7 protein-coding genes and 1 tRNA gene are annotated in these 13,490 nt (G+C 44.6%); 4 read left to right on the top strand and 4 right to left on the bottom strand.

From position 1 onward, the window contains the following. Positions 1 to 44: 44 nt before the first annotated feature. From QZY95_RS05905 to QZY95_RS05895, 3 genes are all read right to left on the bottom strand, one after another. A tRNA-Thr gene (locus tag QZY95_RS05905) sits at positions 45 to 120 on the bottom strand. A gap of 140 nt (positions 121 to 260) precedes the next feature. Then, a complete protein-coding gene (locus tag QZY95_RS05900) occupies positions 261 to 3,419 on the bottom strand; it encodes a multidrug efflux RND transporter permease subunit (RefSeq protein ID WP_290920547.1) in 3,159 nt (1,052 codons plus the stop codon). Between the two features lie 2 nt (positions 3,420 to 3,421). Next, positions 3,422 to 4,789, bottom strand: a complete 1,368-nt coding sequence (locus QZY95_RS05895; RefSeq protein ID WP_290920545.1) for an efflux RND transporter periplasmic adaptor subunit — start codon at positions 4,787 to 4,789, stop codon at positions 3,422 to 3,424. Positions 4,790 to 5,152: 363 nt separating this feature from the next. Between QZY95_RS05895 and QZY95_RS05890 the strand changes: the two genes are divergently transcribed. The 3 genes from QZY95_RS05890 to QZY95_RS05880 are packed head-to-tail and all read left to right on the top strand — an operon-like array spanning position 5,153 to position 9,735. After that, positions 5,153 to 6,742 (top strand): glycosyltransferase family 39 protein, encoded by a 1,590-nt coding sequence (locus QZY95_RS05890; RefSeq protein WP_290920542.1) that lies wholly within the window; start codon positions 5,153 to 5,155, stop codon positions 6,740 to 6,742. Further along, entirely contained in the window at positions 6,742 to 7,284 is a 543-nt protein-coding gene (locus QZY95_RS05885) for a zinc/iron-chelating domain-containing protein (protein WP_290920539.1), read from the top strand. Before QZY95_RS05890 ends, QZY95_RS05885 begins: the two co-directional genes overlap by 1 nt. A gap of 24 nt (positions 7,285 to 7,308) precedes the next feature. Beyond that, complete coding sequence (locus QZY95_RS05880; RefSeq protein WP_290920536.1) at positions 7,309 to 9,735, top strand: PBP1A family penicillin-binding protein; 2,427 nt, start codon at positions 7,309 to 7,311, stop codon at positions 9,733 to 9,735. 149 nt (positions 9,736 to 9,884) lie between these two features. Here the strand turns inward: QZY95_RS05880 and QZY95_RS05875 are convergent, their stop codons facing one another. Further along, the gene (locus QZY95_RS05875; RefSeq protein ID WP_290920533.1) at positions 9,885 to 11,261 is read right to left on the bottom strand and encodes an ATP-grasp domain-containing protein; all 1,377 of its coding nucleotides are present in this window, start codon (positions 11,259 to 11,261) and stop codon (positions 9,885 to 9,887) included. A 296-nt stretch (positions 11,262 to 11,557) separates the two neighbouring features. Between QZY95_RS05875 and QZY95_RS05870 the strand changes: the two genes are divergently transcribed. Next, a complete protein-coding gene (locus QZY95_RS05870) occupies positions 11,558 to 12,946 on the top strand; it encodes an FAD-dependent oxidoreductase (RefSeq protein WP_290920530.1) in 1,389 nt (462 codons plus the stop codon). Positions 12,947 to 13,490 lie beyond the last annotated feature (544 nt).

Here is a 13,490-nt window from a genome sequence, read left to right as displayed (position 1 = left end):
ATAAAAAAGCGGACAACTTACAAAGTAAGTTGTCCGCTAAAAAATGGAGCTCTTGAGCAGGATTGAACTGCTGACCTCATCCTTACCAAGGATGCGCTCTGCCGACTGAGCTACAAGAGCTTCTATATAAAGATCTCAGAATAAGCTGAAATCATAGAGAGCTGTATTGAAAGCACGTCTTACGTGCTGCGAAAAGGGTGTTTATATGGAACCCGTGTAGCCGTCAACAAGAAAATGTTTTTTTATCAAAAAATTTGAAATTAGACTTTGTTATCCTCTTCAGTTTTGGAAGGTTCAGGGCTTTTGCTTATTTTTCTTTCAAAAAATTCGAGCCAGCGCTGGAGTTGGTAATAGAATCCCGGAACAAGAAGTGGAGCGAAAATTGTTGCGGTAATCATGCCGCACATAACAGCAATACCAAGAGAATGCCTGCTTGCAGAGCCAGGGCCTGTAGCAACTACCAGTGGAGATACGCCGAGAATAAAGGAGAAAGCAGTCATAAGCACTGCACGGAAACGAAGCTTTGCTGCTGTAAATGCAGCTTCTTTAGCAGACTTTCCTTCCTTGTAGAGATCCATAGAGAACTCAACAATAAGAATAGAGGTCTTAGCTGCCATACCTATAAGAAGTACAACCCCCACCTGTGCATAAATGTTGTTACTGAGTTGGAAGATTGATGCCCAATAATGAGTGCCCAGAATTGCACCGAAAATAGCCAAAGGTACTGCTCCCACAATGGCGATAGGCATTATCCAGCTTTCGTATTGAGCTACAAGGAATAGGTACACAAAAGTGAATGATAACAGGAAAATCAGTGGAGCAAGGTTACCTGCTTCAATTTCCTGTAATGATAGAGCTGTCCATTCAAACGTATAGCCTGGAGGGAGCTTTTCAGAGAGCCTCTGCATTGTTGAAATGGCATCTCCGGAACTATATCCGAGGGCTGCATTACCGTTGATAGCAACGGTTTTATATAAGTTGTAATGGAACACCTGAGCAGGGCCTTGAATAGGGTTGATGGCTGCAACAGATGTAATTGGTACCATTTCTTTATTCCGATTACGGACATAAAAAAGTCTGAAATCATCTGGATTTGCTCTGAATGGAGCATCTGCCTGAATATTTACCTGATAGATTTGTCCTTCACGAACAAAATCGTTTACGTACAGTGAGCCGAACTGAGCTTGCAGGGTTGCATAGATATCTCCAAGAGGAATGCCGAGTACCATTGCTTTGTTTCGATCTACATCCAGAAAATACTGCGGAACATCTGTTCGGTATGTTGTGTAGGCCAACGCAATGGAAGGATCTTGCGTTGCTTCACGCGCCAATGTTTGCGCTACCTTTGCAATGTTTTGGGGTGGACGGCTTAATGTATCTTGCAACTGATACGTGAAGCCGTTTGTATTACCAATTCCCGGAATAGCCGGAAGCTCAAACGAACGGAGCGAGGCGTACGGGTAGTTGTGATAGAGTTTGCTCGCCTTAGCCATTATTTCGCGCAGGGTCATTCCATTAGGGCGGGCGTCCCAGTCCTCGAGCATCACGATAACAAGCCCTGTATTTGATAAGTTACCGGAAAGCATACTCCGTCCTGCAACGGTAACAACGCGAAGTACGCCTTCAACCTTATTTGTTATTTCCGTTACCTCATCAAGAACTCTTTGGGTACGGTTTAGTGATGATGCTTCTGGTAACTGTACATCAACAAAGAAGAATCCTTGGTCTTCGTTTGGTATAAATGCTGTCGGAGTATTTTGATAAAAATAGCCTGTAGCAGCAAAGATACCGCCGACAAGAACCAATGTTAACAATCCTCTTCGAAGGATAAAGGTAACAATTGTTCCATATCGTTCAGTAGACCATTTTATTGCCCGATCAACGGGGCGCAGGAATGAAATTGGCTCAAGCTGTCCCTCTTTAAGGATGAGCGAGCAGAGTGCAGGACTTAGTGTCAGTGCGTTAACCGATGAAATAAGAACAGATACCGAGATTGTAACAGCGAACTGTTTATAAAGACCGCCGGTAATACCGGGCATAAACATTACTGGAACAAAAACGGCTAACAAAACTAGCGTAGTCGCAATAATAGGACTGGAAACTTCCGTCATGGCAATTCGGGCTGCCTCCCTTGGAGACAGTTTCGACTCTGTCATATGTCGTTCTACGTTTTCGATAACAACAATGGCATCATCAACAACAACCCCGATAGCCAATACCAATCCAAAAAGCGAAATAGTGTTAATGGAAAAGCCCAATGCCTGCATAATAGCAAAGGTACCGATAAGTGATACCGGAATAGCAATCGCAGGAATAAAGGTTGCCCGAACGTTTTGCAGGAACAAGAATACAACAAGGATAACCAGGAAAACCGCTTCAAAGAGGGTGGTCACTACTTCATCAATTGAGCGTTGAATGAATATTGTGGTGTCATACGGTATCAGATAGTCAACGCCCTTTGGAAATTGTCTGGAGAGTATCTCCATGCGTTTGTAGGCTTCTTCCGCAATTTCCAGCGCATTCCCGTCACTGCTTTGATAGATAACGACAAACGCCTGCGCTTTATTATCTAATTTTGCAAAGAAGTTGTATGCTTCGCCGCCAAGTTCAGCACGACCGATATCTTTTACACGAACAATCGCGCCGTTTGGAGACGTGCGAAGAATGATATCATTAAATTGTTTTTCTGTGATTAAGCGACCTTGTGCCTGTACTGTGTATTGAAATTGTTGCTCAACGAGGTTTGGGCCACCGCCTAAGCTACCGGCGGCAACAATAATATTCTGTTGGCTTAACGCATCTTGAACATCGGAAGTTGTCATCCGGAAGGATTCCATGAGCTTTGGATCAAGCCATATGCGCATAGAATACGGTGAGCCAAAGATCTGTACGTTTGTGACACCTTTTATGCGTTTTAACGGATCGACAACAAACTGTTTGGCATAGTTGTTTAAGAATAGCCCCGAATAGCTGTTGTCTGGCGAGATGAGACTGATACCAAGCAACATGGTAGTCGATTGCTTATTAATTTTAACGCCAAGCTTGCGTACTTGCTCCGGCAGTTTTGGTTCTGCCTGTGAAACGCGGTTTTGTACGTTCACCTGAGCAATGTCCGGATCGCTTCCCGGAGCAAATGTAATAGATGTTGTCGTCGTTCCTGTCGTATCGGCGGAGGACGACATATAGATCATATTTTCTACGCCGTTAATGTTGTCTTCCAACGGCTTAATTACAGTGCTTTCTAATGTTTCAGGACTGGCACCGGGGTAGTTGGCCGTCACTGTAACAATTGGTGGTGTAATGTCGGGATACTGCGCAATAGGTAGCGTAACCAGAGCCAATCCGCCAACAAGCGTAATGATCACTGATATGACAATGGCGAATTTTGGTCTATCAATAAAGAAATGGCTGATTGTCATACTCAGCTCCCGCTATTTGACGTGGCAGGTTGTTTTCCTTTTAACGAATTTGGCTTTACGCTAGGTTGTTTTATTGAGCCGGGAGGCGGTGATGCCTCATTTTTTTCTGCAGGGTTGGTTTCTGTCCAACGTGGGTTTTCAGGAGTGTTGTTACTGGAGCCTGTTTTGGGAGGAACAACATTCGACGGTGTGTCCGTCTTCGGCTGTTGTGCTCCCTTTGGAGCTCCTTTGATAACGGCACCGGTTTTTGTATCTACGGCAACTAGGTTTGGAGTAACTGGTTTTCCTATCTGAACTTTTTGTAGTCCTTCAACGATAATACGCTCTCCAGCCTGTAATCCGTTTAGAACAACCCACATGGCATCAAGGCGCATTCCCAACTTAACTTCCCGTGTTGTCGCAATATTTTTTTTATCGAGGACAACGACTGTGTAGCCGGTCTGTGTTTGCTGCACACTTGCTTGAGGGATAACCGGCATGCGTTTTTTATCTGCATCTTCCACAATAACAGAGACATACATTCCTGAAAGAAGCAGGCTTTCTGGGTTGGGGAAAACGCAACGCAGGTCGATTGTACCGGTGTCTTTGTCAATAAATGGTTGAGCAAAATCGAGTTTTCCTTCTTGATCGTACATGGCTCCGTTCGGAAGTCTCAGCATAAAACGAAGGTTCGGAGAGGATTTATAGCCCCATTTGGAGCGATAGGTCACAACATCTTTTTCATCGATCGTGAAGTAGACATAAATGGGGTCAATTGAAAATATTGTTGCAAGGGTACCACTGGATGTTGAAATAAGGTTTCCGACAGAATAAATGGTTCGACCTATTCGTCCTTTGAAGGGGGCGCTAATCGTGGTGTATCCTAAATTAATTGTTGCAGAGTACACTTGAGCCTTAGCGGCATCCAGTTCTGCTGCTGCCTGTCGTTCTGTACTGGTATAGGCATCAAGCTGTGATTTACTGATATTTTTACCTGCATAGAGCTGCTTGCCGCGTTCAAGGTTCTGTTTGGCTTCAATAAGCGCAGCTCTTGCTTTTTCTACGCTTGCTTTTGCAAGAAGAAGGTCAGCTTCAAAAGGTTTTGGATCAATTTTGAACAGCACTTTGCCTTTAGGAACAATGTCACCTTCAACAAATTCACGCTTGATTAAAAACCCTTCCACTCGTGATTTGATATCAACAATATCTTTTGAATCCACTCTGCCCACGGCATCCCATTTGTTGGCAACCGGTATTTCGTATACCGCCATAACATCAACATGCGGCGCATTGAATTGCTGTTGCTCGCCATTCCCTGAGCATCCCGCAAGGATTGTAATACAAAGCAGGACTACAGCCGGATGAAAACGCTGAAAGAAAGAAAATGCCATGCCGCCTCCGAGTGGGGCTCTAGTTTGCCCTTTCATTGTGTATTCGCAAGAACAACGAAAAAGGATTCAGACAAAAATGGTATACAGTGGGGCATGTTACCACAGTTTTTCTGCAACGCTAAGAGGGAACTCGATTATATCTGTTCTTAAAATAAAAAAATACGTTGGCAAATTTCAAAATAAGAATCGATTTATATTCAGGAGTGTTGCGTTAAGAGGGTCAGAGTTGACAATTGGGCATAAGTGGTATGAATTAGGGAGCCTTTTATGATTAAGGATATAATACGCATTTTTTTGCGCTCAGCGGGCTACGTTGAGTGCTGATTATGTGTGATCATAGTATATTGTTTTGTGAGGTCTATTTTGAATAACACAGCTATTTGGCAGCGACACCCATATTTAGTGGCTGCTGCGATCATTGTTTGCACCACATGTATCCGCATTGCATTTTTATGGAGCAACCAGCTTGATCTTGTGTACGATGAAGCTCAGTACTGGGACTGGACTCGACACATGCAGTTTTCCTACTACTCCAAAGGGCCACTGATTGCGTGGACTATTAAAGCTTGGACGAGCATTTTTGGAGATACACAGTTCGGTGTTCGTATCGGTGCTGTATTTAATTCTTTCCTGACACAGAGTATTCTTTTGTACGGAATGGGACATATGATGAAACGTCCTGTTGCTGCACTCTGGGCTGTAATTCTGGCGAACACGATTCCTCTTTTCCTTGCTTCCGGTATTTTAATGACGACTGATAGCCCGCTACTTGTGTGTTGGCTTTCTGCATTATTTGCCGTGTATGCCGCCAGTGAAAATCCTGACCGCAAAGCGCCGTATGTCATTTTGGCAATCGCAATGGCGTTAGGTATTCTTGCAAAGTACATGATGCTCGCAATGCTGGGCGTTGTATTCTTCTACTGTATCGGCTTGTGGCGTAGAAAGTTGCTGAGCAAAGTTTTTGTGAAACGAATTGCAATAGCAATGGCCGTTGGCACAGTTATCGGTTTCTTGCCGATTTTGATATGGAACATGCAGAATAACTGGGTAGGCTTCCGTCATGTCGCCAAGCTTGCAGGTGTAGCTCAAGGTACATCCACAAAGCCGTTTTTCCGATTTGACCGCTTCCCGGAATATTTTGGTTCACAGATAGGCTTGCTTACCCCTTGGTGGTTTGCATTCCTCATTTTTGGCGGTTGGACAGCGTTAAAACAAGGCTGGACAAAAAAGGGTGCTGAAGCTCTTGGCGATGACAGCCGTGTGCGTGAAGCATTGTTGCTGAGTGTTGCATTCTGGATGCTTTGGGGCTTCTTTATTTTCTGGAGTTTCCACAAACGTATTTACCCGAACTGGTCTGCAATGAGCTATGCCGCCGGTATTATGCTTGCTGCTATCGCAGTAGAAAAAGGCCGTGTTTGGGGGAAAGATGCCTTAGTTATCCGTGGTAAAAGAATTCCGCTTCGAAAAACAGGTGTAATTATCGGCATTGTTCTGTTCCTTATTATGCATTCCATGGGACAGCTTCCATTCCGCACCCGTTCCTTTAACCCTGCTATGCGTTTGATGGGTTGGACTGATATGTCTCATAAGCTTAAGGAGCTTACTGATTCTATGCCTAACCCTGATAAAGTTTTTTATTTTTCTGACCGCTATGGCGTAACAGCCAACCTCTCCTTCTATGCGCCGGGGCAGCCGCAGGCTTATTGTGCGGACTTCGGGCGAAGAAAGGCACAATATGACCTATGGGAAACTCCTGAATCCAAAAAGGGCTGGGATGCTATCTTTGTTCGTCATAAACCTATTGATGTTCGGCCACTTAAGGGTTTGTTTGAATCCGTTGAGTTAATGGAGTATCAAACAACGCATACCAGCGGGTACGGGCCGAAATATTATATTGCAATTCTGAAAAATTATAACGGCAACTGGCCGAAACGTGACAGCGGAAGCTACTAATGACTGCACCTATTTCTACGAAAAATGATCCGACTGTTTGCGAGCGCTGTGCAGCAAAATATAAAACCTGTTGTCATGCAGAGCCCCAAGATGTTGAACTTTGTTTCCCTTTGTCTGATTCAGAGTGGGAAAAAGTTTTTGCGGCTGCACCTGATGTTGATGGCGAGAATTTTATTGCAAACACTCCGGAATTTATAACAACATTAAAACGACTTTTTCCGCATGATGGAAAAAAAATTGATACACAATTTCCTGCAAACGAGACTCATAGGGTTCTGCGTTCCAACGAAAAAGGCTATTGTGTTTATCTGACAGAGCAGGGGTGTTGTCTTCCAAGGGAAGCGCGCCCATGGTTCTGCCTACTGTTTCCTTTCTGGGTTCGAGGTAGAGAGCTGACTATGTTTACGGCGCAGGGATGCTTGGTATGCCGCGAAACAGACACCGTAGAAGACTCTTTAGAATTACTCGGAATGGAGAAAGCTCAAGTTCGAGAGTTGTTTTCATTACTCCGCTCCGCCTGGGGCTTTGATAAGGGCGAGTAGCCACTCTGCAAACGAGATTAATTTATGAAAAAAATATTCCTGTATGTTGGTATCACCGTTGCGCTGTTAGCGGCTTTTGGTACTTTGGGTGCCTCCGCACTTTATTGGTGGGCTTCCAAAGACTTACCAAGCTTTACTCGTATTAATGATTATCAGCCGCCGTTGGTTACAACCGTGTACGCTCGAGATGGGCAAGTACTTGGGTACTTTTACAGGGAGAAACGTTTTCTGGTTTCTCATGAAGAGATGCCGGATCTAGTAAAACGGGCTTTTCTTGCTGCAGAAGATGATAGTTTTTATGATCACGACGGTGTTGATCCAAAAGCTATTTTCCGAGCATTTATTAAAAATATGCGTGCCGGTTCTATCCGTCAGGGTGGATCGACCATTACACAGCAGATTATTAAACGTTTACTCCTTTCTTCTGAAAAAAGTTACGAACGTAAGTTAAAAGAAGCTATTCTTGCATTTCGTCTGGAGCGTTACCTTTCTAAAGACGAAATTCTTACTATTTATTTGAACGAAATTTATCTTGGTGCTGGCGCATATGGCGTAGAAGCCGCTGCTCGTACCTACTTCGGTAAACATGTTAATGAGTTGACTGTTGCTGAAGCTGCCATTCTGGCGGGTCTCCCGCAGGCTCCTTCCAAATACAACCCTTTGCGTTCTCCGGGATCAGCAAAAGCTCGTCAGCGTTATGTTCTTGGCCGTATGCTTGAGCTGAAGTGGATTACACAGGAGCAGTACGATACTGCTATTTCGGCTCCGCTTGTATACAAAAGTATGGAAGATCCGAGCTGGAAACGCGGTGCATGGTATTTAGAAGAAGTTCGTAGAAAGCTCATTACCTACTTGAGTGAAGATAATATGCGTAAGCTTGGTATTGAGCTTCCTCGTTATGGTGAGGATGCCGTGTACGAAGCTGGGCTCAAAGTCTACACCTCTGTAGATTTGGATTATCAGGATGCTGCTGAAAAAGCATTGCGTGCTGGCTTGGAATCTTCATCAAAGCGTCGTGGTTGGCAGGGACCTATCCAAAGCATCGAACCTGATATGGTTGATGATTTCTTGCAGCAGCAGGAAGTTATCCCAGCAGTTTTGACAGATAAAAAATGGATTCAGGTACTTGTTACGAAAGTAGAAAAGTCAGGTGCAGATGTACGTTTCGGCGAGATGCATGGCCGCATTCCTGTAAAAAGTATGCATTGGGCACGTAAACCGAACCCGAAAGTTGCAACCGACCACGTTCCGTCTATTAAAGATGCGCGTAAGATCGTTAAAGTCGGTGATGTTGTATGGGCGTCTATCGATGTTCCAGAACGTCTTAAAGAGAGCTGGGAACCTCGTCTTTTGACTGATAAAGATGAAATTCCGTTAGCGTTGCAGCAGCACCCTAATGTTCAGGGCGCAATGGTTTCTATGAACCCAAGAACTGGTGATGTTCTGGCTCTTGTAGGCGGATATTCATTTACTGAAAGTCAGTTCAACCGTGCTACGCAGGCAAAACGTCAGCCGGGCTCAGCGTTTAAACCGATTGTGTACTCTACTGCCATTGATAATGGCTACACACCGGCTTCAATCGTTCTTGATGCACCAATTGTTTATACTGATCAATCTACCTCCAAAGTTTGGCGTCCTGAAAACTTTGAAGGTATCTTCTATGGACCGACCTTGTTGCGAACAGCGCTTGTGAAGTCCCGTAACCTCTGTACAATCCGTGTAGCGAAAGCGTTGGGTATTCCAAAAGTTGTTGAGCGCGCAAAAGCAATGGGTCTGGAAGGACCGTTCCCGTATGACCTTTCTGTGTCACTTGGGTCTGTTGCGGTTTCTCCAATTAACCTGACGGAAGCGTATACAACCTTTGCTAATGGTGGACAGTGGGTAAAAGGGCGTATGATTACTTCCGTAAAAGATGCGTGGGGCGATGATATTATCTCCATTGAAACCCAACGCACTCAGGGGATGGACCCAGAAACAGCCTACATCATGTCTACCTTGCTTAAAGAGGTTGTGCAGGACGGTACAGGCTGGCGCCTTAAGGTACTTAAACGTCCTATTGGTGGTAAAACAGGCACAACAAACGATGAAAAAGATGCGTGGTTTGTTGGCGTAACACCATACCTTGTGACAACTGCATATGTTGGCTTTGACCAGCTTACTCCTATGGGTAAGTGGGAAACCGGATCTCGTGCCGCTTCACCGGTTGTAAGAGATTATCTTCAGGCTGTGATCAAAGATTACCCAGAAGAAGATTTCGAAATGCCTGCTGGAGTTATTCAGGTTCGAATTGATGCCGGTTCAGGACGTGTTGCCAGTGCGTATAGTGGAAAGAGCTATTTCCTGCCGTTTAAGCAGGGAACTCAGCCGACTATTATGCAAGGTGAACGATTGACCCGCGAACAACAAGACCCTGTTGAGAGTGGAGAAGATTTGCTTAAGCAAATGTTCTAAGTTCTACGCAAGTAATGAAGGCTGGCACTACGGTGCCAGCCTTTTTTTATGCTCTAGAGGTTTCTGGTAGCCGTGAGAATAGTGATGTCAGTTGCGATAAACCGCCCCCTTGATAGTCGGTTAAGGGGGCGGTTTTTATTGCTTGAGAGTTATTTAATAATCCGTTTTGGGCGAGTCGGAGAAAGCCCCTGCGGGTAAATGGCGATGCTTTCTAAAAAGGTATTAGCGATAAATTGCCCAGTTTCATTCAAGGTGCCGTTCGGCTGCAATAACGGTTCATTCCAATCCAGCGTACTGATTGGTCCACCGGGTGCCACGGATACGGAAGAATCCGGCGTCTGTGTGACCCCAAACGGAAGATTGCTGTACTGAGCCTTGTTTTTTTGAATGGTAACCGTATGCGGGTAAGTATTGTGGAAGATCATCTGTCCAATTTGAGGTTGCTGTGTTGTCAGTTCGCGCAAAGGAATTTGAGGAGGAGGGGGCAGTTCCAGAAAAGCCGCCATATGCGTCATGTAAACATCAGGACGCTCAAGTTGCTGGTCGACACAAGCACACATCTTTGATGAGCCTAAGAAGCGTGGATTCGCTTCAATAAAGTACAACTGCTCTTCGTGCATAAGCGCATCGATGCCGAATGCACCAATAAAACCTTTTGATGCAAGCCAATGACCGACATCGCGGATCATGGCTTCTAGTTGGTTGATGATGTGTACGGGCAGGTCGTGAATTATTCCGAAGTCGTTACCAGAATATCCTGAGTTTACAGGAGTAAGCTCAGGAACACCGATACATTGTAAGCTAAGAGGGTGCAGAGAAACTCGGCCGTCGGAAAAGACCGTGGCTGAGGCTGATAACGATGAAGCACCAGAGAAATATGGTGAGTACGCAATAAGCGGTGCGGCTTTTTCTACAAGCCATTCCCATGCTGCTTCAAAACTTTCTTTAGAGTCAATTCTAACGAGTCCCGATGCAGCAGAAGCAGCGTGGACACGCAACATTATAGGATCTTCCATAGCCGCTCGGAAGATTTCCTGTTTAGAGGCTTCGTTGATTTCAAGATATTTCCAAGGAATAGTACGGATTCCCGAGTCGTGCAGGGCTGTCTCAATCCATGTTTTATGATTGAAAGGGTGTTGAAATTCAGAAAATAATCCTAAAAGTTTAGTGTGCTTATGGTGTAGGAAGTATGCTGTGTCTATAAAAGCCATTGGCTTGTAAGGAATAAGACAGCATGGCTCTTCCAATTCTTTAATAAGGATTCGGCGCAACTCCTTGACCCCTTCAGAATTGTCGGAAGCGGCGTCAAAAGTATACGGGTTAACCCTATGGTGCATCATGCTTTCATAGGTGTACTCGGTAATTGCTTCATGCTGCGACGGGCTTCCGTAACAGATTGAAACAACAGGGTTCTTGAAGTCGGTAAGTGGGATAGCATCACACCCTCTACTCCCGACCCAAACGATCTTTCGATCTTTGATTTTTCCATAAATACGCTTTCGGTATGTCGTACGTTCAGTAGGCATATGTACCTCAGCTCTGGAGTTTGGGGTTAATACAAGTACAAATGACGATGCGACAGGGCACATCGTCATTATGAGTGTATTGCAGGTAGAACGATGCTTAGTATTATAGAATGACCTAATGTGGGTTTTTTAGAAAATTGAAAAAATGTGAGTTGACATCGTTGAGGATTTGAGTACAGGATATACTAAGCCATTGTGCGCGCGATATGGAACGCACGTCGCTTGCGGCTGTTTTTTGCGTATTTTGTGGAGTAAAATTCAGCCTGAGCCAAATAGAATATTTGGAGATTGTTACTATGTCTAATAAGACAGATTTTGATGTTATCGTTGTTGGCGGCGGTCCTGCAGGACTGTTCGCTTCCTACTACCTTGCAGAGAATTCTAACCTTTCTGTATGTATGATTGACCGCGGCCCGGCGGTTAAGAATCGAACATGCCCAATTGGAAAAACCCAGAAGTGCGTGAAATGTAAACCCTGTCATATCCTTTCCGGTATTGGCGGCGGCGGGCTTTTTTCTGATGGTAAGCTTAACTATATCCACAAGCTTGGAAAGACTGATTTGACCCAGTTCATGGGACTGCAGGAAGCAAAAGATCTGATCGATGAGACAGAGGTGATCTTTAATAAGTTTGGCATGGATGGTCCTGTTTACCCTTCAAACATGGATAAAGCGAAAGCAATCCGTAAAGAAGCTAATAAGAACGGCATTGACCTTCTTTTGATTAAACAGAAACACCTTGGTTCTGACTGTCTTCCTGATCACATCGACAATATGTCTAACTACATTGCAGAGCGCGGTGTTGAAATTAAGACTAAAGAAGAAGTTAAGCGTGTTGTTGCGGAAGATGGAAAAGTGCAGGGTGTAGAGACCAACAAAGGTACCTACACAGCCCAAAAAGTGATTTTGGCTCCAGGCCGTGTCGGTGCTGACTGGATCAGCACTGTTTGCGATGAGTACGGTTTGAAAGTTTCCCAGCGCGGTATTGAAGTTGGTGTTCGTGTTGAAACACATAATGATGTGATGTCTGACATCACTGATATCGTGTACGATCCGACTTTCTTTGTTCGTACATCAAAGTACGATGACCAGACTCGTACATTCTGTACAAACCCTGGCGGTTTTATCGCACTCGAAAACTATCAGGATTTCGTATGCGTTAATGGTCATGCTTTCCGTGATAAAAAATCTGAGAACACCAACTTTGCGTTTCTTTCCAAAGTAGTGCTGACAGACCCTGTTTCTGATAATACAGGATACGGAACAGCCATCGGTAAATTGGCAACCATTATTGGTGACGGTAAACCAATCTTACAGCGTCTTGGTGATTTGCGTCGCGGTAGACGTTCAACATGGACACGTATCAATAACGGACACATTGCTCCGACTATGACAAACGTTGTTCCTGGTGATATCGCAATGGCACTTCCAGAGCGAATTGTTACAAACCTTGTAGATGGGTTGGAACAGTTGAACTCTGTTATTCCGGGTATCGCAGATGATGGAACTCTTTTGTACGCTCCGGAAATCAAGTTCTTTGCAACACAGGTTGAAACTTCCAATGAGCTTGAAACTGCAATCGAAGGACTTTACGTTGCCGGCGATGGACCGGGTGTAGCAGGTAACATTGTGTCTGCTGCTGCAACAGGTATTGTTCCAGCAAAAGCGATTATTGCTAAAAAATAGTTAGCACTTATCGGTGTCGAGTTTTGTCGGCGACCTATATATAATGATACGCTGCGTGCCTTAAGGTGCGCAGCGTTTTTTAGTGAAAAGAAAAAAAAAGACCACCAAAGGTGGTGGACTGAAAGTAATAAAGCAAAAGAAGAGAGGATCAACCTACAAATTCTGTTAGCGCATTCTGGCTTGGTTCGGCCTTGTCATGTACCGTGTACATCGGCTCCGAATCCTAAATTTTATGTTCGGTAGATCCTCTCACTGTCTGTTCGTTCTTTTTACCCATTAGCCTTTCTTATCCTCCGTTAGGGTTGATGGGATATATTAATTGGAAGGTATATCGATATTCACTTCCTTGTCTTAAATCTAAGATAAGACGACCTGCATAATGTGGCAAGAGGGAAAATATATTTTTTATGAAAAATAATTATATTTTCTGTTGACAGCAGAGCCCGTTTTCCATAAATACCTCTTCGCACGTGAGGGAACTCACGAAGCACTAAGAAGCGTCCCCATCGTCTAGCCTGGCCCAGGACACCTGCCTTTCACGCAG

The organism is Halodesulfovibrio sp., assembly GCF_015482765.1.
Taxonomy (GTDB): domain Bacteria; phylum Desulfobacterota; class Desulfovibrionia; order Desulfovibrionales; family Desulfovibrionaceae; genus Halodesulfovibrio.
This window is presented reverse-complemented; position numbering and strand designations above follow the sequence as displayed.

What these genes read in the sequence shown, in the direction of transcription:
- QZY95_RS05875 (WP_290920533.1), bottom strand. Translation starts at nt 11,261, where the DNA reads ATGCCTACTGAACGTACGACATACCGAAAGCGTATTTATGGAAAAATC.
- QZY95_RS05900 (WP_290920547.1), bottom strand. Translation starts at nt 3,419, where the DNA reads ATGACAATCAGCCATTTCTTTATTGATAGACCAAAATTCGCCATTGTC.
- QZY95_RS05895 (WP_290920545.1), bottom strand. Translation starts at nt 4,789, where the DNA reads ATGGCATTTTCTTTCTTTCAGCGTTTTCATCCGGCTGTAGTCCTGCTT.
- QZY95_RS05880 (WP_290920536.1), top strand. Translation starts at nt 7,309, where the DNA reads ATGAAAAAAATATTCCTGTATGTTGGTATCACCGTTGCGCTGTTAGCG.
- QZY95_RS05885 (WP_290920539.1), top strand. Translation starts at nt 6,742, where the DNA reads ATGACTGCACCTATTTCTACGAAAAATGATCCGACTGTTTGCGAGCGC.
- QZY95_RS05870 (WP_290920530.1), top strand. Translation starts at nt 11,558, where the DNA reads ATGTCTAATAAGACAGATTTTGATGTTATCGTTGTTGGCGGCGGTCCT.